The sequence below is a fragment of the Nocardioides sp. NBC_00850 genome, from assembly GCF_045207335.1.
Taxonomy (GTDB): domain Bacteria; phylum Actinomycetota; class Actinomycetes; order Propionibacteriales; family Nocardioidaceae; genus Nocardioides.
This window is the reverse complement of sequence record NZ_CP108845.1, coordinates 5,782,794-5,802,009: the sequence shown is the minus strand read 5'-3', so window position 1 is coordinate 5,802,009 and position 19,216 is coordinate 5,782,794. Positions and strand designations below refer to the sequence as shown.

The 19,216-nt window shown below is 70.2% G+C and carries 14 protein-coding genes; 8 read left to right on the top strand and 6 right to left on the bottom strand.

The window, feature by feature from the left end; genetic code table 11:
- The first annotated feature begins 1 nt into the window (after nt 1).
- Nucleotides 2–1,195: a pyridoxal-dependent decarboxylase, exosortase A system-associated gene (locus OH802_RS28135; RefSeq protein ID WP_406023656.1), complete on the top strand. Its 1,194-nt coding sequence runs from the start codon at nt 2–4 to the stop codon at nt 1,193–1,195.
- A 33-nt stretch (nt 1,196–1,228) separates the two neighbouring features.
- Nucleotides 1,229–1,495 (top strand): acyl carrier protein, encoded by a 267-nt coding sequence (locus OH802_RS28130; RefSeq protein WP_406023655.1) that lies wholly within the window; start codon nt 1,229–1,231, stop codon nt 1,493–1,495.
- Between the two features lie 65 nt (nt 1,496–1,560).
- Here OH802_RS28130 and OH802_RS28125 read toward each other — a convergent pair whose 3' ends face one another.
- Nucleotides 1,561–2,961: an AMP-binding protein gene (locus tag OH802_RS28125; RefSeq protein ID WP_406023654.1), complete on the bottom strand. Its 1,401-nt coding sequence runs from the start codon at nt 2,959–2,961 to the stop codon at nt 1,561–1,563.
- A 152-nt stretch (nt 2,962–3,113) separates the two neighbouring features.
- On the opposite strand from OH802_RS28125, the gene OH802_RS28120 reads away from it, so the two are divergent.
- Entirely contained in the window at nt 3,114–4,412 is a 1,299-nt protein-coding gene (locus OH802_RS28120; protein ID WP_406023653.1) for a glycosyltransferase family 4 protein, read from the top strand.
- A 117-nt stretch (nt 4,413–4,529) separates the two neighbouring features.
- Nucleotides 4,530–5,645 carry a DUF1972 domain-containing protein gene (locus tag OH802_RS28115; protein ID WP_406023652.1) on the top strand — a complete coding sequence of 372 codons (1,116 nt, stop codon included), beginning with the start codon at nt 4,530–4,532 and terminating at the stop codon, nt 5,643–5,645.
- A 6-nt stretch (nt 5,646–5,651) separates the two neighbouring features.
- Here OH802_RS28115 and OH802_RS28110 read toward each other — a convergent pair whose 3' ends face one another.
- Nucleotides 5,652–6,791 (bottom strand): MFS transporter, encoded by a 1,140-nt coding sequence (locus OH802_RS28110; protein ID WP_406023651.1) that lies wholly within the window; start codon nt 6,789–6,791, stop codon nt 5,652–5,654.
- A 591-nt stretch (nt 6,792–7,382) separates the two neighbouring features.
- Between OH802_RS28110 and OH802_RS28105 the strand changes: the two genes are divergently transcribed.
- A complete protein-coding gene (locus tag OH802_RS28105; protein ID WP_406023650.1) occupies nt 7,383–8,657 on the top strand; it encodes a DUF222 domain-containing protein in 1,275 nt (424 codons plus the stop codon).
- Nucleotides 8,658–8,713: 56 nt separating this feature from the next.
- On the opposite strand, the gene OH802_RS28100 is transcribed toward OH802_RS28105, so the two are convergent.
- The 3 genes from OH802_RS28100 to OH802_RS28090 all read right to left on the bottom strand — a co-directional run bounded on the left by OH802_RS28100 (nt 8,714) and on the right by OH802_RS28090 (nt 12,751).
- A complete protein-coding gene (locus OH802_RS28100) occupies nt 8,714–9,892 on the bottom strand; it encodes a Cmx/CmrA family chloramphenicol efflux MFS transporter (RefSeq protein WP_406023649.1) in 1,179 nt (392 codons plus the stop codon).
- A 193-nt stretch (nt 9,893–10,085) separates the two neighbouring features.
- Nucleotides 10,086–11,987: a glycosyltransferase gene (locus OH802_RS28095; RefSeq protein ID WP_406023648.1), complete on the bottom strand. Its 1,902-nt coding sequence runs from the start codon at nt 11,985–11,987 to the stop codon at nt 10,086–10,088.
- Entirely contained in the window at nt 11,984–12,751 is a 768-nt protein-coding gene (locus OH802_RS28090; RefSeq protein ID WP_406023647.1) for a CDP-alcohol phosphatidyltransferase family protein, read from the bottom strand. Before OH802_RS28090 ends, OH802_RS28095 begins: the two co-directional genes overlap by 4 nt.
- Before the next feature lie 161 nt (nt 12,752–12,912).
- Here OH802_RS28090 and OH802_RS28085 point away from each other — a divergent pair, with 161 nt between their 5' ends.
- The gene (locus OH802_RS28085) at nt 12,913–14,034 is read left to right on the top strand and encodes a glycosyltransferase family 4 protein (RefSeq protein ID WP_406023646.1); all 1,122 of its coding nucleotides are present in this window, start codon (nt 12,913–12,915) and stop codon (nt 14,032–14,034) included.
- A 79-nt stretch (nt 14,035–14,113) separates the two neighbouring features.
- On the top strand, nt 14,114–15,595 hold the full coding sequence (locus OH802_RS28080; protein WP_406023645.1) for a lipopolysaccharide biosynthesis protein: 1,482 nt from the start codon (nt 14,114–14,116) through the stop codon (nt 15,593–15,595).
- Here OH802_RS28080 and OH802_RS28075 read toward each other — a convergent pair.
- A complete protein-coding gene (locus OH802_RS28075; RefSeq protein ID WP_406023644.1) occupies nt 15,582–16,739 on the bottom strand; it encodes a right-handed parallel beta-helix repeat-containing protein in 1,158 nt (385 codons plus the stop codon). The genes OH802_RS28080 and OH802_RS28075 overlap by 14 nt on opposite strands.
- Nucleotides 16,740–16,978: 239 nt before the next feature.
- On the opposite strand from OH802_RS28075, the gene OH802_RS28070 reads away from it, so the two are divergent.
- A complete protein-coding gene (locus OH802_RS28070) occupies nt 16,979–19,213 on the top strand; it encodes a hypothetical protein (RefSeq protein WP_406023643.1) in 2,235 nt (744 codons plus the stop codon).
- Nucleotides 19,214–19,216: the final 3 nt, after the last annotated feature.

The window sequence follows — 19,216 nt, the reverse complement described above, 5'->3', positions numbered from 1 at the left end:
GATGACGTACGTCGGGGGGCCGGTTGTCGGAGGATTGGCGGTACGGCTGCTGGCGGAGAGGGTCGGCTCGACGCCGTTCTTCGCCTACGACCGGGCCGCGATCGACGCCCGGGTCGCCTCGTTGCGGTCCGGGCTGCCCGGGGATGTGCACCTGAGCTATGCGGTCAAGGCCAACCCGATGCCCGCGGTGGTGCAGCACCTGGCCCGCACCGTCGACGCGCTCGACGTCGCCTCGGGAGCCGAGATGCGGGTGGCGCTCGACACCGGGACGGACCCGGGGTCGGTGAGCTTCGCGGGGCCGGGCAAGTCGGTCGCCGAGCTGTCCCAGGCCGTCGCGGCCGGGGTGCTCGTCGAGATCGAGTCGCCGCTGGAGGCCGACCGCCTGGTCGAGGCCGCCGAACGGCTCGGGATCCGGCCGCGGGTCGCGGTGCGGGTCAACCCGGACTTCGAGGTCAAGGGCTCCGGGATGCGGATGGGCGGCGGCGCCCAGCAGTTCGGGGTCGACGCCGAGACGGTGCCGCTGCTGCTCAAGACGCTGCACGACCGCGACGTCGAGGTGGCCGGCTTCCACGTCTTCTCCGGCTCCCAGAACCTGCACGCCGAGATCCTCGCCGAGGCTCAGGAGCGCACCGTCGACCTCGTCCTGCGGCTGTCCGGTGACCTTCCGGAGGCGATGACCTATCTCAACATCGGCGGCGGCTTCGGCATCCCCTACTACACCCAGGACCAGCCCCTCGACCTCCCGTTGGTCGGGGCGCGCCTCGAGGAGCTGCTGGCCACCCGCGTACGTCCTTCGCTGCCGTCCGCGCAGGTCGTCATCGAGCTCGGCCGCTACCTGGTCGGCGAGGCCGGGGTCTATGTGACCAGGGTCGTCGACCGCAAGATCTCCCGCGGCAAGACCTTCCTGATCGTCGACGGTGGCATGCACCACCAGCTCGCCGCCTCGGGCAACTTCGGCCAGGTCATCCGCCGCAACTACCCGATCTCTGTCGCGGCCGCCCAGGACGGCGATGAGGAGACGGTCCAGGTCGTCGGCTGCCTGTGTACGCCCCTCGACCTGCTCGGCGACAAGGTGAGCCTGCCGCGCGCCGAGGTGGGCGACCTCGTCGTGGTCCACCAGGCCGGGGCGTACGGCCTCACCGCCAGCCCCACCGCCTTCCTCAGCCACCCGGCACCGCTCGAAGTGCTCGTCTGAGTCCCTGAACCCGTTGAACCCGAAGGAGTACCCATGACCATCTACACCACCGAAGCGACCATCGACCGGGTCGGCGAGGCGATCACCGAGGTGATCGGCACCGACCACAGCGCCGGCACGCTGAGCGCGGACACCCTGCTCTTCGGCTCCCTGCCCGAGCTCGACTCGCTCGCCCTGGTCGAGCTGATCACCGTCCTCGAGGACCGCTTCGGCTTCGAGATGGACGAGGACGACATCAACGCCGAGGTCTTCGAGTCCGTCGGGTCCTTGGCGGAGTACGTGCGCGCGCAGGTGGGGTGATGCTCACCGAGGTAACTCGGTCTGGCGTCACTTCCTTCACGGAGTTCCGCGAAGGAAGTGATCGTTCACCGAGGTAACTCGGTGAGCATCCCGCCTTCGGCCAGCACCTGAGCGGCGGCCTGGTCGATCTTGCCGTTGCCGAGGCGGGGGAGCTGAGCGACGGGAACGAGTACGTCCGGGAGCGAGTCGGGCCGCAGGACCGTTGGGAGCCGCCGGCGGAGGTCGCCGAGGTCAGCGCCGGGGCCTTCGACGAGGCTGACCAGGTCACCCTCGGGGGTGGCGGCGGTGAAGGTGGCCAGGCCGAAGGCCTGCTTCACCTCGGCGTCGAGAGCGTCCAGGTCGACGAAGCTCGCGCTGCGCTTGACCCGACGCCCCGCGCGGCCCAGGCAGAAGAGCTCCTCGCCGCGACGAGCGCCGAGGTCGCCAGTGAGCACCCGCTCCGGGCCCTCCCAGCGCGGGAACTCCCCGTTCGGGCTGCCGAAGAGATAGCCGCCAGGCAGGTGCGGCGACTCGATGGCCAGCATGTCCGCGGCCTCAGGGAGCAACGACGTACGCCACGCCCCGACCGCCCCGCGCCCGATGCCGAGGGCGCCGTGGACCGTCGGGAGGTCGTCGCCGGCATCGAACCGGGCGGCGCTGGCGAAGCCGATCGTCTCGCTGGTGCCGTACGTGTTGACGACCGTCGGGACGCCGAGGTCGAAGACGCGCTGGGCGTCGGCGGCGGAGAGCCGGTCGCCGCCGGAGCCCCAGACCCGCAGGGTCCGTGGGGAGGCGGGACCGCGCTCGTTGGCGGCGAGGTCGATGAACCGCGGAGCCAGCCGCAGGTGCGTCGCCTCGACGCGGGCGCAGAAGCCGAGCGGCCGGAGCCGGTCGCCCAGCGATCCGGAGAGGTGGAGGGAGGAACCAGCGGCCAGGGCGACCAGCAGGTTGGTCATCGCCAGGTCGTAGGAGAGATGCGAGACCTCGGCCCACACCGAGGAGGCGTCGAGATCGAGCGCGGCCGCGCCGTGCGGGACGAAGGCGTCGATGCCGGCCCAGGAGGACAGCACGCCCTTGGGGCCGCCGCCGGTGGAGCCGGAGGACATCGCGACGTACCCGGCCTCCAGCGACGAGCGGGAGGATGACGAGGCGACGGCCCGGATCCCCGACCGGTCGAGCACGACGTCGGGGTGCAGTGCCTGGAGAAGGGTTCGACGATGCTCCTCGGCCGCCGACGGGTCCACGAAGCAGACCGAGAGATCACCGAGGATCGCGGCCACGAGCGCGACCACCGCGTCGGTGGACAGCGGCAGCGACACCGCGACCAGTGGCCGCGGGACACCGGCAGCCCCGACGAGGGCGAGCCGCAGCTCCTCGGCCGCGCCGACCAGCCCGTCCGCACCGACCGAGGTGCGCCGGTCCGCGATCACGGCCTGCGACCGGGGTCGGGTGCGTACGGATCGGATTCGCTCGGCCAGCGGGTTCACAGGATGCGAGGCTAGGAGCCGCTGGCCACTCCGGCACCGGCGTCGCCACTCACGATCCCCGGATTCGGGGATATGCCGCACATGCCCGACAAGCCGGTCTCAGCACCCTCAACGCTTCTCACATGGTCAACGCAGCCCAGCAGAGACATGGCGTGGCAAAGACGCACGTGCTGATCATCGTCCAGAACCTCCCCGTGCCGTTGGACCGACGTGTCTGGCTGGAGTGCCAGGCGCTGGTCGCGCGCGGTTACGAGGTCAGTGTGATCTGCCCGAAGGGCCCCGGCGATCCCGGGCGCCAGCAGCTCGGCGGCGTACGCATCTACAAGTACCGGCCCGCGCCGCAGGCCCGTGGCGTGCTCGGCTATCTGCTCGAGTTCGTCTACTGCTGGATCCGCACGGCGCTGCTGGCCAACAAGGTCTGGCGGGACCGCCCGTTCGCGATCATGCAGGCGTGCAACCCGCCCGACACCTACTGGCTGCTGGCTCGCATCTGGAAGCGCCGGGGCGTCCGGTTCGTCTTCGACCAGCACGATCTCAACCCCGAGCTCTTCCTCTCCCGGTTCGGCACCCCGACCTCCCTGTCGGGCCGCGCCCAGCTGGCTGCGCTGCGCTGGCTCGAGAAGCAGACGTACGCCACCGCCGACCAGGTCATCTCGACCAACGAGTCGTACCGGAAGGTCGCGATCACCCGCGGCGGGGTGGCCCCCGCGGACGTGACCGTGGTCCGCAGCGGACCGGACACCTCGGTGATGCGTCCGGTGCGGCCGCACGACCCGTCGCCCAACGCCAACCGCCACACTCTGGTCTACCTCGGGATCATGGGTCCCCAGGACGGCGTCGACACGGTGCTGGAGGTCATGGACGAGCTCGTCCATCGGCGCGGCCGCAGCGATGTCGACGCGGTGCTGATGGGCTTCGGTGACTGCCTCGAGGACCTCGAGCGCCGCTGCACCGAGCTGGGCCTCGACGACGTGGTCACCTTCACCGGCCGGGCCGGCTCGGCGCTGATCGCGCAGCACCTCAGCGCCGCCACCATCGGCCTGTGTCCTGACCTGAAGACGCCGCTCAACGACGTCTCGACGATGAACAAGACGATGGAGTACATGGCGTACGCCCTGCCGTCGGTCTCCTTCGACCTGGTCGAGACGCGGGTCTCCGCCGAGGACGCCGCGCTCTTCGTTCCCTCCGGGGACGTGGCCGCGTTCACCGATGCGGTCGAGTCGCTGCTGGACGATCCAGAGCTGCGGGTCGAGCTGGCTCTGCGGGCGCGGGAGCGCGCGGCGAAGGTGCTCGACTGGGGCCCGCAGTCGGCGGCGTACGTGCAGGTCTACGACTCCATGTGCGCGATCGGCGAGGCGCCGGCGGCGGTGGATGGGTTCGAGTACGTCGATCTGGACGACCCGGACGCGCTGCGCCAGTTCGTGCTCACGCGCGGACCTGCGGTGACGTAACCGATTTCGGGTATATGACCCCGACTTCGGGACCGCGGTCCACGCGGATCCTCTTGGATGGCTCCTTGTGCTGAAAATAGGAGCCATCGGCTCCTAGAAACTAGGAGTCAACCCCACGTGACCCCAACTGTACGGATGCTCGGGACCCGTGGCGTGCCCGCAGCCCACGGCGGTTTCGAGACCGCGGTGGAGAACATAGGTCTGGACCTGGTCGACCGCGGCTGGCGAGTCGTCGTCTACTGCCAGGACGACGAGCCCTCGGCGGACCTGCGGATCGACTCGTGGAAGGGCATCGAGCGCATCCACGTGCCGGCCCGGCACGACGGTCCGCGCGGGACGATCGAGTTCGACGTCGGCGCAGTGCGGCACGCCGCCCGGGAGGCCGAGCAGGACGGCAGCGTGTGCGTGACGTTCGGCTACAACACGGGCGCGCTCAACGCGGTGCTGCGCTCCCGCCGCGTCCCCAACATCATCAACATGGACGGCATCGAGTGGAAGCGGGCCCGCTGGTCGGGCCCCGAGAAGGCGTTCCTGTGGACCCAGGAGCGGGCCGCCTGCTGGCTGGGTGACCACCTCATCGCCGACCACCCCGAGATCGCCCGCCACCTGGCGACCCGGGTGCCGGCCGAGAAGATCACCACGATCGCCTACGGCGCCCCCGGCATCGTCGACGCCCCCGAGTGGGCGGTGCTCGACCACGGGCTGGAGCCGGGTTCCTATCTGACCCTGGTCGCCCGGCCAGTGCCTGAGAACAGCATCCTCGAGGTGGTCCGGGCCTTCTCCAGCCGCCGCTGGGGCCGGCAGCTGGTCGTCCTGGGTTCCTATGATCCGGCGGACGACTACCAGCGTGCTGTCCTCGAGGCGGCCAGCGACGAGGTCGTCTTCCTCGGCGCGATCTATGACACCGACATCGTCTCGGCCCTGCGCTTCCACTCCGTGGCGTACGTCCACGGCCATCAGGTCGGCGGCACCAACCCCTCCTTGGTCGAGGCGCTCGGCTGCGGCAACGCCGTCATCGCCCACGACAACCGCTACAACCGCTGGGTCGCCGACAAGGCCGCCCTCTACTTCTCCGACGAGGCCGGCATCGTCTCCGCGTTGGAGCGGCTCTTGTCCGAGCCCGCGCTGGCGGCGTCCTTGTCCGGCCACGCCCGCGCCCGCCACTCCGCCGAGTTCACCTGGAGCCGGATCACCGACCAGTACGAGCGGCTCATCCGCGCCCACCTGCGCTGATCCGTTCTAGACCTCGGTGGCGATGTCCGCGGTCGGTGGTGCGGGTTCGCGGGCCGTGTAGGCGCGGTAGGCGATGACGCAGGCGACGGTGAGGACCGCGGCGGTGACGGCACAGGCCGTGAAGAGGGTGTGCCACTGGTTGTGGTCCGCGGCAGGACCGGCGATAACGGCGGCGATGGAGCTGCCGATGAAGAGCGAGGCGGCGAAGCAGGCGACGACAGTGCCGCGCGCCTCGGGGACGATCGAGGTGGCCCAGGTCTGCAGCGAGGTGTGCAGGAAGGCCCAGGTGATCCCGAGCATCACGACGATGCCGATGATGGTGGGCACCGAGACCGTCACGGTCGCGGCGGCGTACCCGGCAGTCAGGGCGACGCCTCCGATCGCCATCAGCGCCCAGCGCGGGAGCCGTCGGGTCAGAGCCTTGAGGACCTGCGAGGAGAGCAGGACCGCGATGCCGTACGCCGCTGCCGCGAGCCCCGCTCGCGCCGCGTCGACCCCTTGGGCCTGCAGCGCGGGGGCGAGGAGGGTGAGTACGCCCAGGACCAGGCCGCCCTCGACGAAGACGAGCAGCCCGACCACCAGCACCCAGCGGTTGCTCAGCGCCGCCCGGAACGATGCCTTGATTCCGCTGTTCGTGGCCCTCGGCGGTTCGGCGAGCGAGCGCAGACCCCAGGCGCTGATCAGCGCCACGACCGCCGGCACCGCGAACACGACCCGCCACCCGGCCAACTGGCCGGTGATCCCCGCCGCCGCTGCGGCCAGCGCGGTTCCCACCGCCATCGCGGCCATCAGGTCCGAGAGCGCCCGCTGCCGGTGGGTCGGGGAGACGGTGTCTCCGACGTACGTCAGTGAGGTCGGCACGACCGCCCCGAAGAACGCTCCCGCGACGACTCGCATCACGACGAGCGTGATCAGGTTTGGGGCCGCCGCCGAGACGAGTCCTGCGATCCCCGCCCCGACGAGCGCACCCTGCATCAGCCGTACTCGGCCGAACCTGTCCGAGAGCGCACCCCACAACGGCTGACAGAGGCCGTACGCCAGGTAGTAGCCGCTCGCGATCGCCACCGCCTGCCCCACGGAGACCTCGAACGTCGCCGCGACCAGGACCAGGATCGGGCTCACCACGAACCGGTCGAAGCTGCTCACGAACGAGGCTATGGAGATCCAGACCGGTGGGCGTTTGGGGTCTGGGGCTGGGGTGTGGGGCACGCTGTCAGGTTAGTAAAGGACTGGGGTCTCCGGTGGTCGAGCCTGTCGAGACCTCCCTTCTCCGATGGTCGAGCCGCCGGAGCCGCTAGGCGGAGGCGTGTCGAGACCAACACCTGTGCCTTCGCTGGTCGAGTTTGTCGAGACCTCCCTGCCGGAATGCTTCTTCGGGGTTGGGATGGGCCGCCGACCCGTTCTCTGATGGTCTTCTCGACGGGCCCCGGAGTAAAGGACGGCCTTCGGCCGCCGGCTTCGCCGGCCGCTTCGCGGTCCTTGACACCGGGGCCCGTCGAGAAAGATTTGGCTGGCTATCGGGGCGGCGGCCCGGGTGTGGCGCGGAGAAGTTGTTGTGCGTTTTGTTGGGGTTGATGGGGTGGAAGGGTGGCCCTTCGGGCCACTTACCATCCACAGACGCTAGGTCGTTCGCTCACCGCGAAAACAGTGGTTGACCTGCGGAAATAGATGGTCAGAGCAGGGCGGACAGCGTAGAATCAGACCCATCACAACACCTCTTTGAAGGGAGGGATGGCGATGAGTCTCGAACGCGACGCGAACCCGTGGGGAACCGACCCTGACGATGCGATCGACGCAGAGTTGACTGCCATCGAATCCTCCCTCGACAGACTGCTCGCCCGCGAGCCCGCCTATTGGCGCACCGGACAGAAGAAGGACTCCCTGGAGCGACTGGAGAAACTCCAGGCGCGGATGGCCGCGTTGAAGCTGAGGGTGCTCGCCACGGCAGGCGACATCGCCGAAGACACCGGCGCGAAGGATGCGTCGGGGTGGATGCGCGCCGAGTTGCTGGTCGACAAGGCCGTGGCCCGCTCGCAGATCAAGCTCGCCGCCGGTGTCGCGAAGTACGACCTCGTTGCTGCTGGTCTCGCTGAGGGTGTCGTGTCCCAGGACAAGGCCCGGGTGATCACCCAGGCGCTCGACCAGATCGAGACCAACCCCGTCGCCAGTGCAGAAGATCTCGTGTTGGCCGAGAAGCTGCTGGTCGACTACGCCATCCGGTTGACGGCCAACGAACTCCGGATCGTCGGGAAACGCATCCTGCGCGAGGTCGACCCGGTCCGGTTCGAAGACGCCGAAGCCAAAGCCCTCCTCGCCGAAGAAGAACGCGCCCAGCAGAAGACCGCGCTGCGGGTCTGGGACAACCACGACGGCACCGTCGGATTCGATGGTGTCTTGCCGGTCTCGATCGGGATGAGGTTCAAGCGGCTGGTCGAGGCCTGGGCCCAACCCCGCAAGCAGCAACTCGTCGCCAAGGGCGCCCCGCTGCCTCCCTGGGAGCGGCTCATGGGCCAAGGCTTCGCCCGGCTCCTGGAGACCATCGACCCGGCCTCGCTGCCTAGGCACGGCGGTGACGCGACCACCATCAATGTGGTGATCAGCCTCGAGGAACTCCGCAAAGACCTCGGCATCGCCACCCTGGGCTACGACGAGACCAACGGCACCACCATCTCGGCAGCGGAGGCCCGGAGGATGGCGTGCAACGCCACCATCATCCCCTGGGTCCTCGGCGGCGACAGCGAAGTGCTCGACGCCGGCCGTGGCAGCAGGTTCTTCCAACCGATTCAGCGCAAGGCGATGCGGCTCCAGCAGAAGTGCTGCCAAGCCGAGGGCTGCGACATGCCACCGGAATGGTGCGACGCCCACCATCTAGAACCCTGGGCCGCAGGCGGGAAGACGGATCTGAAGGACGGCGCCCTGTTGTGCCCGCACCATCACCGCCTGGCCCACAACCCTGCCTACACCCACGAGCGACTACCGGATGGCAGCATCCGGTTCACCCGCCGCCCCTGACCAATAGGACCACCGCGCACACCGCGCCCCCGAGCCTGCGAGAGCGCGCCTCAAGTTCACCCGAGGGTCTTCACAGGGACCGCCCTGAGCTGAGTCTTCGACAGGAGCATGACGATGAGAGTCAGTGCTGTGAGGCCGGCCGCGACCCACACGGGCGCGAGTTCGCCCACTCCGGTAGCGAGTGCGAGCGCGCCGAGAACAGGGCCCGCTGCGGCTCCGATGTTGAGCGCAGCGGTCGCGTAAGAACCGCCCATCGTCGGTGCGCCCGACGCGGCGTAGAGCACCCGCGCGATCAGGGTGCTGCCCACGCCGAACGACAGCATCCCCTGGAAGAGGACCAGGACGACCAGGAGCGCGGGGACCGACGCGACCAGGGCTAGCGCGATCCATCCCAGCAGCAGCAACGGGCCGCCGATCGCTAGCACGAGTCCCGGGCTGTTGTCCGACAGTCGCCCTGCGAGCGTGACGCCGAGGAACGATCCGACCCCGAACATCACAAGCACCACGGAGATCCATGTTTCCGTCAACCCTGCCGTATCGGTCACCACCGGTGCCAGGAAGGTGAAGGCCGCGAAGGTGCCACCGTTGACCAGTGCGCCGAGGATCATTGCGAGGAGGAGACGGTGCGAGCGCAGTTGGCCCAGTTCGGCGCGGAGACTCGGCGAACCGGTGCTGGCATCGGCCCGGCTCCGCCTGTCCGCGACGCCTCGCAGGATTCCGATCGCGGCAGGCACGCACAGCAGCGAGATGGCCCAGAACGTCGCGCGCCACCCCGCCGCGGCGCCGAGCAACGCTCCTGCAGGAACGCCGGCGACCGTGGCGATCGTCGTGCCTGACAGCAGGATTGCAAGGGCGCGCCCCTTTCGGTCTTCGGGCACGAGCGTGGTTGCTGTAGCCAGAGCGACCGCGAGGAAGCCTGCGTTGGCGAGGGCGCTGAGCACGCGGGCGGCGAGAAGGAGGGAGAAGACGGGCGTGACCGCGGCGATCACATGGCATGCGGCGAACAGAAGCAGACAGACGAGCAGCGCCGCCCGCGGGGGCCAGCGGCGGGCGAAGGCAGCCATCAGCGGCGCGCCGATGACCATTCCGATGGCGAACGCGGAGGTCAGCAGACCCGCGGTACCGACGGTGACGTCGAGATCGGTGGCGATCGCGGGCAGCAAGCCCGCGAGCATGAACTCCGAGGTGCCCATGACGAAGACCGCCAGGGCAAGCATGTAGAGGGCGAAGGGCATCGAGTACTCCGAGGTGAGTGGTCAGAAGATGGTTCTTCTGGTCACCACGGCCAGCAGACCGGAGGATGCCGAACGGGCCCGCGCAGATCGCGGGCCGGCGTGCTCAGTCGTTCACGGGGCTGGCGGTGTGACCGGCAGCCCCTGACCTGTCTGATTCCGGACTCGACATGCCCCAGATGCTAACCCAAGCGCTTCAGGGCAACAGCGCAGCCCGGAATGCCGCGGCGTGGAGCGCGGCCGACTCCGGCCACTCCCGAGCCGAGAGATCAGGACGCCCATCGGGCGACGAGGCGGCGACTGCCTTCAACGCACGCTCCAGGTCCTCGATGGTGAGGGTGCCCTCGAACAGGTGGAGCCAGCCTTCGCCGACCTCCTCGGCCAGGCGACGGTTGACCTCGTTGTCGGGGGCCAGGACTGGGGTGTCGAGGGAGAGAGCCAGGAGCAGGGCGCCGGAGTTGTGCATGGCCTTGTAGGGCAGTACGACCAACGTGGCGGCGGCGATCTCGGCGGCCAGGGTGGCGTCGTCGGCGTAGGTCAGGTCGGCGCTGATCCGTGGGTCGGCGGTTGCTGCGGCGCGGACCTGGTCGGCGAGGGCGGGGTCGGAGGGGGAGCCGACCAGGCGTACGTCCACGTCTGCCTCGGGGCTGTCGGCGACCGCCTCCAAGAGCTGCTCGACGCCCTTGTAAGGCTTGATCAGGCCGAAGTAGAGGACCCGCCTCTCGACGGTCTCCACGGGCTCGGCGAACGCCTCGACCACCGGCTCGAACCAGTCGCGGTAGTGGGCGTGGACGATCGTCGAGGTCGGTACGTCGAGCGGGGGAGCGGTCTGGTCGGTGAGCCGGATGACGTGCCTGGTGCGGTGCTCGAGGGCGTCGAGGAGCCAGTGGTCCCAGCGGCTCAGGCGGTCGGGTCGGACGAGGTTGTGCCAGGTGCGTACGACCGGGGTCCGGGTCAGCCGCAGCCGGATGATGAACGCTGTGGTGAGCAGGCGGCGGGCGAGCCGGCGCAGCGGCGTACGTGCCGAGGTCAGCAGCAGCTCGGGCCAGTGCACGTGGAAGACGTCGTAACGGCCCGCGATCGCCCGGGCGAAGCCGAACAGCACGACCTCGGTGTCGTCGCGCCGCCCCAGGGTCTCGACGAGCTGGACGATGTAGGGGTTGGTCGTGGCGCGCAGCTCCCGGGCCGACGCCAGGACCCGGACTGGCCGGTCGCGGCGCCCGTCGCGTAGCCCACGGACGACCGCGGAGACCGGTCGTACCGGGTGCAGGAGCTGTCGGCGGCCACCTCGCATCAGGATCTCGTACGCGGCCCCGACAGCCCCGCGACGCCAGGCCCGCTGCCGCTCCTGGCTGAGCCAGGTCCGCGCGAAGAGGGCACGGTTGCGGATGTTGAAGTAGTAGTAGGCCGGCGACTTGGCGCGGGAACCCTCCACGCGCTGGGTGCCGCCGCCGGAGTGGATCGCGGTGGCCCCGTCGATGACCGCGACCCCGCCGCCGAGCGCCTGGACCCGGGCACAGAGGTCGACGTCCTCCCAGTAGAGGAAGTAGCGCTCGTCGAAGCCGGACAGTCGCTCCCACAGCCCACGCGTGACCGCGAAGCAGGCCCCGGTGACCCACGGCAGCGTCTCCGCGCCGGGGTGCTCGGCGCGCCGCCGCCAGGGGCGCATCGCGCCGGTCTCCAGGTCGAGGTCGAGACCCGCGGAGGCGACCTCGCCACCCGGGCCCAGCACGGTCGGCCCGGCGAGCAGGAGCGGCTCGGCCTCGACGGCGGCCATGAGGCGTACGGCCGACTCGGCGTCGATCGTGGCATCGGGGTTGAGGAAGAGCAGTACCTGGGCGCCGTCGGCCAGCGCAGCCGCGGCGCCCAGGTTGCAGCCGGCGCCGAAGCCGGTGTTGGTGCCGGGGAAGACGCCGGTCCAGCCCTCGCGGCCGCAGAGGGCCCGGACCGCGTCGCGATTGGCGTCGGTCGAATGGTTGTCGACGACGACGATCCTGGCGGGCCGGAGCGCGGCGGCGACCTGGGTCGTGTGCCGCTCCAGCAGGGCGGGATCGCCATAGCTGACCACGACCACGGCCAGCCGGGAGAGCTCGCTCACGACGAGACCTCGACCGAGCCGTCGAGCACGCGCAGCTCACGCCACCACTTGCGCAGCGCGATCGCCAGCGCGGCGGCGTTGCAGACGAAGACCAGGGCGTAGACCCAGGAGAAGACCGCCCCGAAGCCGAGCAGCACGAACATCCAGCACTGCGCGCCGTAGTCCATCGGCAGCAGCGCCCACTTGCGCAGCGGGTTCTCGTGGACCGCCGCCGGCGACCCGGGAGGCTCGGTCACAGGGGCCGGGCGCAGCGTCGGCATCAGGATCAGCCCGAAGTACGTCACCACAGCAACCACCTCGAAGCCCAGCGGCACCAGCAGCCAGCCGTCGGTGACCGGACCGAAGCGATACCAGGACACGAGCACCGCCAGATGCAGGCTGGCGGTCTTGAAGCAGTCGATGGTGTGGTCGAGCCACTCACCCGAGCGCGACCCGCCGCCACGGAGCCGGGCGAGCTGCCCGTCGGAGGAGTCGAGCACGTATCCCGCCGCCAGCAGCACCGCGACCAGGATCCCGGTCCACCAGCGCGGCTCGACCAGCGCGAGCACCGCCAGCCCGGCCGCCGAGAGTGTCGCGCTCAACGCGGTCACCTGGTTGGGGCTCGCGCCGAGGGTGTGTGCGGCCGCGGCGACGACCCGGCCGGCGGGCCGGTTGACGAGGCGCGAGTAGGCAGCGGTGTTGAGCGAGGGCTTCTGTGCCTGAGCCAGCGCCTCCAGATGTGCACGGAACCCGGCTGGGGCGCGTTCGGCGCCGGTCGCGGCCATGCTCGATCCTGCTTCGCTCATACGTGGGGGTGAGTGACGTCGGAAACCGTAGACGACCCTCTATCGCTCCAGGTCGTCGAGGCCGTCCGCTCCCCAGATCTGGGTAGGACTTTGTCAGGACCTTCGGCCCGGGCCTTGCCGGTGACATACCGTTGCGCATCATGCGTTTGTTGGTCGCCCACCCGTCGCCGGACGTCTACGGTTCCGATCTTCAGCTGGTCGAGACGGTGCGTGGGCTGCACCAGGCGGGACAGCGGGTCACCGTCGTCGTACCCGAGCGCGGACCGCTCCTCCCGCTGCTCGAGGCCGCCGGCGCGAGCGTCGAGGTGATGGCGTTCCCCGTGCTGCGCAAGGCCTACCTCAGCCCCACCGGACTGGTCCGGCTGGCCGCGGCGCTGATGGCCTTCTGGGTCCGTGCGGCGCGGCTGTGGCGGCGGGTCCGGCCGAGCCGGCTGCTGGTCAACACCGTGACGATCCCGTGGTGGATCGTCGTCGCGCGGGCGGCCCGCGTCCCCGTGGTCTGCCACGTCCACGAGGCCGAGGATGACCAGCCGAAGGCCGTACGCCTCGCCCTGACCGCTCCGCTCCTGCTGGCCACCCGCGTGGTGGCCAACTCGCGGGCATCCCGCGGCGTCCTCACGCACACGGTGAAGGTGCTGGAGCGGCGTACGACTGTCGTCTACAACGGGGTGCCAGGGCCGGAGTCCGTGGCGGCGGCGCGCAGCCGGACGCCGAACGAGACGCTGGTGCTGGTGCTGGTCGGGCGGCTCTCGCCGCGCAAGGGGACCGACGTGGCTCTCGAAGCGCTCGCCGAGGTGCGCGGACGGGGGATCGACGCCCGGCTGCGGGTGTGCGGGTCGGTGTTCGCGGGCTATGAGTGGTTCGAGCAGGAGCTCCGCTCTCGTACCTCCGACAGCGACCTCGCCGGCAACGTCGAGTTCCTCGGTTACGTCGCCGAGCCCGCCCGCGAGCTCGAGCAGGCCGACGTCGTGCTGGTGCCCTCACGTGTCGAGCCGTTCGGCAACGTCGCTGTCGAGGCGCTGCTCGCCGAGCGGCCCCTGATCGCGAGCCGTGTGCAGGGGCTGGCCGAGATCGTGACCGACGGCGAGACCGGCCTCCTCGTGACCCCCGGCGACGCGAACGACCTCGCCGACGCGATCCAGCGGCTCGCCACCGATCCCACCCTCGCCGCCGAGCTCGCCTCCGCCGGCCGCAAGGACGCCGAGGAGCGCTTCGGCGCCGAGCGCTACCGCGAGGAGATCGCGGCCGAGGTCCTCGGGTGAGCGAGCGCCAGCGAGCGAACCGTTGGTCCAACACGTCGCCGCGTCCGTACCCTGGCGCTTGCGCTACGGAGGTGGCGGCGTGAGCGTGGAGGACACCGAGCGGCGCGGGCTCGGCAGGAGCGCTGCCCGCGGCGGGATGGTGGTGCTCGCCGGTCAGGGCGTACGCATCCTGGTCCAGGTCGCCTCGGTCGTGGTGCTGTCGCGGCTGCTCTCGCCGCGCGACTACGGCCTGGTCGCGATGGTGCTGGCGGTGGTCGCGGTCGCCGAGATCTTCCGCGACTTCGGCCTCTCGACCGCCGCGATCCAGGCCAAGGTGCTCACCCGGGCGCAGCAGTCGAACCTGTGGTGGCTCAACACCGCCCTCGGCGTCGGCCTCGCGCTCGTCGTCATCGCGGCCGCCCCGCTCGTCGCCGCGCTCTACGACGAGCCGGCTCTGACGGCCCTGACCGCCGCGATGGCGGGGATGTTCGTCCTCAACGGCATGGGCGCGCAGTACCGCGCCGACCTCACCCGTCGGCTGCTCTTCACCCGGCTCGCCGCCGCCACAGTCCTGGCGCCGCTGCTGGCCCTCGGGATCGCGGCGTACGCAGCGGCCAACGGCGCCGGCTACTGGGCCCTCGTCGTTCAGCAGCTGGTCCAGGCCGCTGTCGGCCTGGTGGCCATCGGAGCATTCGCCGGCTGGCTCCCCGGCCGCCCCCGCCGCGGAGTCGAGATGGGCGGGTTCGTGCGTTTCGGCTGGTCACTGGCGGGTACGCAGCTGATCAACTATGCCGCCAGCAACATCGACTCGGTGCTCATCGGCACCCGCCTGGGCGCCCACGAGTTGGGCACGTACAACCGCGCCTGGCAGCTGCTGATGAACCCGCTGGTCCAGCTGCGCAGCCCCACCACGACGGTGGCGCTGCCGGTGCTGAGCCGGATCCGCGACAACCCGGCGCTGACCCAGCGGTTCGTGCAGCGCGGCCAGGTCGCGCTCGGCTACAGCCTCGGCGCCGGGCTCGGTCTGGTGGCCGGCGCCGCGGCACCGGTCTGTGCGCTCCTGCTCGGCCCGGGCTGGGACGTCGCCGGCATCGTCGCCCTGCTCGCCTGCGCGGGGCTGTTCCAGACGCTGGCCTACGTCGGCTACTGGGTCTACCTCGCCCACGGGCTGACCACGGAGCTGCGCCACTACACCCTGGTCGCCTCGGTGCTGAAGGTCCTCTGCGTGCTCGTCGGAGTGCGCTACGGAGTCACCGGCGTCGCGGTCGGCTACGCGACCGCCCACCTCCTCGAGTGGCCGCTGTCGCTGTGGTGGATCTCCCGACGCACCCGTCTGCGGGTAGGCCCGCTCTACCTCGGCGCCGCACGCATCCTGGTGGTCGCCGGGGCGGTCGCCGCCGCTGCGTACGCCACCGCCCAGGCCCTCCACGGTCAGCAACCCGCGGTGACGGTGCCGGTCTGCGTGGTGGCCGGGGCGGCGGCGTACGCACTTCTTCTGCTCGTCCCGCCGATCCGCCGCGACGTGATGTCGCTGGTGGTGACCGTCAGAGGCGCGCTGGCTCAGAAGGTCAGCCGCGGCTGAGGGCCACCGGGCGGCCGGAGTCGTCCCAGACGTTGCCGGAGTGGCTGATCTTCGTCGAGGACGGGTGGATGATCGCGCAGCCGTCGATACGCTGGTCGCTGAGGAACCGGTTGTCGTTGATCACCATGCCGCGGATCGGGCCGCGGCCCTTCTCGGCGATGTTGACGGTGCAGCCCCCTCCGCCGAGCAGGTTGTCGCGGATCGTGACCCCGTTGACGTCGCTGATGCTCTGGGTGATCTGCACGCCGGCGTTGTAGGCGCCGGTGAAACGGTTGTCCGCGATCGTGATGTTGCTGCCGCCGATGATCTGGATCGAGTCGTCGTGGGAGGCACCGCCGCCCTGGTAAGGGTCGCTCTCGAAGTGGTAGTTGTCGTGAAACCAGTTGTCGCGCACGGTCACGTTGCTGCCGGTGATGTGCACCTGGTCGGTGACGTGGTGGATCTCGGAGTCCTGCAGGGTGAAGTCGTGGCCGACCACGCCGTTGACGCCCGGCGCGGCGTTCTCGGCCAGCACCTCGACGTTGCTGACCAGCATTCCCTGGCCGTTGTCGTTGTTGTTGGAGATCCCGGCAGTCTCCGAGCCGGTCGGCACGATCACCTTGGTGTTGCGGATCGTCACGTTCGGTGCCTCGACGCTGACCTTGCCGTGCACTTCTAGGCCGTCGACCACCTTCCCAGGGGTCCTGATGATCAGGTCGCCGCGGTGGACGCGCAGCTTCTTCTTCGGAGGTACGCCGGTGTCGCCCGAGCCCGGAGCGCCGCCCGCCGGCGGCGGTGAGCTCAGCGGCTCACCTTCGCGCGGCCCCTGCTCGCCCGGCCGATCGCCGGAGCGGTTCGGCTTCCCCGAGTCCGTGGGCCGCTTCTTCGGCTCCGCACCGTCCGAGGGCTTGACCGAGCGCGTCGAGGAGGCAGAGGGAGAGACCGACGGAGAGGGGGACGGCGTCAATGTCACCGGCCCGCCGAAGTCGTCGGGCGGCAGCTCGCCGTAGTTCCTCTCCGCACGCGGCTTGCGCTCCTCGGCGGGGCCGGAGGTCAACGCGTAGGTCGAGCCGAGCGCGACCACGGTGGCGACCGTGGAGATACCGAGGAGGAGGACCCGGGACGGGACAGCCAAGAGACGTACGCCTTCCTGTGGACTCTGCATCCAACTGATCGTGTGGGAGTCTGCCCCCTGAACCACGCAGTTTGCGAGCGTTGGATGCTTGCGTCCCCACACATACCCGATTCAGGGGATCAGAAGTGCGATTGACGGGCGGATGACCCTGTGTGTCCGCGACACTGCCGTGTCGCGGCCGAGGTGGCCGCCTTGTGCAGGGATGGATGATGTCGCGGAAACACGTTTGGCGTCTGCTGGCGGCGGGATCGGTCGCAGCTGTTCTCGGGGTGAGCAGCCTGGTCATGTCGGGAGGGGCGACGGCGGACACGGCTCCGGTCGACCCGGAGCTGCCGGAGACGGTCTCGGCGGACGTACTCCCGACGGTGCAGATCGACGGGGTCGCCTGGAAGCAGGTGATCGTCGGCGACATCGTCTACGTCGGTGGCAACTTCAGCTCGGCCCGTCCGGCGGGCGCCGTGGCGGGCACCGATGAGACGCCGCGGTCCAACATGCTGGCCTACCGGCTCTCGACCGGCGAGCTGATCGACAGCTTCGCGCCGAGCTTCAACGGCCAGGTCAAGGACATGGCGCTCTCGCCCGACAAGACGCTGCTCTACGTCGCAGGCAGCTTCACCCAGGTCAACGGGGTGAACCGCTACCGCGGCGCGGCGATCAATCTCGCCACCGGGGCGCTGACCAGCTTCCGGCCGATCTTCAACTCGACCACCAACGCGGTCGCGGCCACCGCCGACGCGGTCTTCTACGGCGGTGTGTTCACCTCCGCCGACAACACCGCGCGTACGAAGCTGGCCGCCGTCCGGCCCAGCGACACGGGCAGCCAGCTGCTCCCGATGAACCCGACCGTCTCCAACGGGTCGGTGCAGGACGTCGTGGTCTCGCCCGACGGCACCGACATCGTGATCGGCGGCAACTTCACCAAGGTCAACGGCTCCTCCAACCCGGGCTACGGCCTGGCCCGCATCAAGGTCGCGACCGGCGCCTCGATGGCGCTGCCCGTCAACTCCGAGTTCCGCGACGCCGGCACCAGCTCCGCGGTCCTCTCGCTGGAGAGCGACGGCACCAGCTTCTACGGCAGCGGCTACCACTACGGCAGCGGCGGCAACTCCGAGGGCACCTTCAAGGCCGACTGGGCGACCGGCAAGCTGACCTGGCTCGAGGACTGCCACGGCGACACCTACTCGATCTGGCCCACCGACGACGTCGTCTACCAGGCCAGCCACAAGCACTACTGCGGCAACTCCGGCGGCTTCCCGGAGACCAACCCGCGCAGCTTCCAGCACTCGACGGCGGTCACCCAGGACGTACGCGGCACCAACACCCGCGACATCTACGGCTACCCCGACCACCCCGGCACCCCGCGCCCGGAGTTCCTGGAGTGGTACCCGAAGTGGACCCCCGGCACCTTCACCGGTGCCAACCAGGCTCCCTGGACGGTGACGGCCAACGCCGACTACGTCGTCTACGGCGGCGAGTTCCTGAAGGTCGACGGCGTCGCCCAGCAGGGGCTGGTGCGCTTCGCGGTCAACACGATCGCCCCCAACGACGTCGGCCCGGCCCTGTCGGGCGCTGAGTTCGGGCTCACCGCGACCTCGCCGGCCGACGGCCAGGTCCGGCTGACCTGGCCCGGCAACGCCGACAGGGACAACGCGACGGTGACCTACAAGGTCTACCGCGGCTCGACCGATGTCGCCCCGATCCACACCAAGCCCGTCACCGCGGCGTTCTGGAAGCAGACCACGCAGAGCTTCCTCGACACCGAGGCACCGCCGGGCACCACCCAGCGCTATCGCGTCGTCGCCGAGGACGCCTTCGGCAACCAGTCGCCCACCGAGTGGGTCACCGTCGACGTGGCCGGCGAGCCTGTCCCTCCGGCCGAGGGCATCGTCGCCGAGGACACCTTCGAGCGTGCCGAGGCGAGCGGCTGGGGCACGGCCGGGACCGGCGGCACCTGGGCGCGCACCGGCACCGCCGGCAACTTCTCGGTCTCCGAGGGCCACGGCTGGCACTCCGTCACCCCCGGCGGCACCACCGAGTCCCGGCTCGAGGAGGTCTCGGCCGGTGACGTCGACGCCACCGTCAGCGTCGGGGTCTCCCGTCTCCCTGACGCGGGCTACGTCTGGTCGATCCTCGGCGCCCGTGTCTCCGGCACCAACCACTACGCCTCGCGGCTCCGGTTCAACCCCGACGGCACCGTCGGCGTCCATCTCGTACGCAGCGGCACCCCGGTCGTCGGCGCCAACGCCGTCCCGGGCCTGAGCGTCGCGCCCGGCGACCGGCTGAAGGTACGCCTCCAGGTCACCGGCACGGCACCGGCGACTGTGCGCACCAAGGTGTGGCCGGCCGGCTCCGCGGAGCCGTCGGTCTGGACGTACGAGCTCTCCGACTCGACCCTCGCCAACCAGATCCTCGGCGGAGTCATGCTGCGCAGCTTCGGCGCCTCGACGATCGGCACCACGCCGGTCCTGGTCGGCTACGACGACCTGAAGGTCATCGAACCGTAGGGG

Excerpts from the sequence above, each read along its gene's own strand:
- OH802_RS28135 (WP_406023656.1), top strand. The coding sequence starts at position 2 with ATGACGTACGTCGGGGGGCCGGTTGTCGGAGGATTGGCGGTACGGCTG.
- OH802_RS28130 (WP_406023655.1), top strand. The coding sequence starts at position 1,229 with ATGACCATCTACACCACCGAAGCGACCATCGACCGGGTCGGCGAGGCG.
- OH802_RS28105 (WP_406023650.1), top strand. The coding sequence starts at position 7,383 with ATGAGTCTCGAACGCGACGCGAACCCGTGGGGAACCGACCCTGACGAT.
- OH802_RS28100 (WP_406023649.1), bottom strand. The coding sequence starts at position 9,892 with ATGCCCTTCGCCCTCTACATGCTTGCCCTGGCGGTCTTCGTCATGGGC.
- OH802_RS28090 (WP_406023647.1), bottom strand. The coding sequence starts at position 12,751 with ATGGCCGCGACCGGCGCCGAACGCGCCCCAGCCGGGTTCCGTGCACAT.
- OH802_RS28085 (WP_406023646.1), top strand. The coding sequence starts at position 12,913 with ATGCGTTTGTTGGTCGCCCACCCGTCGCCGGACGTCTACGGTTCCGAT.
- OH802_RS28075 (WP_406023644.1), bottom strand. The coding sequence starts at position 16,739 with ATGCAGAGTCCACAGGAAGGCGTACGTCTCTTGGCTGTCCCGTCCCGG.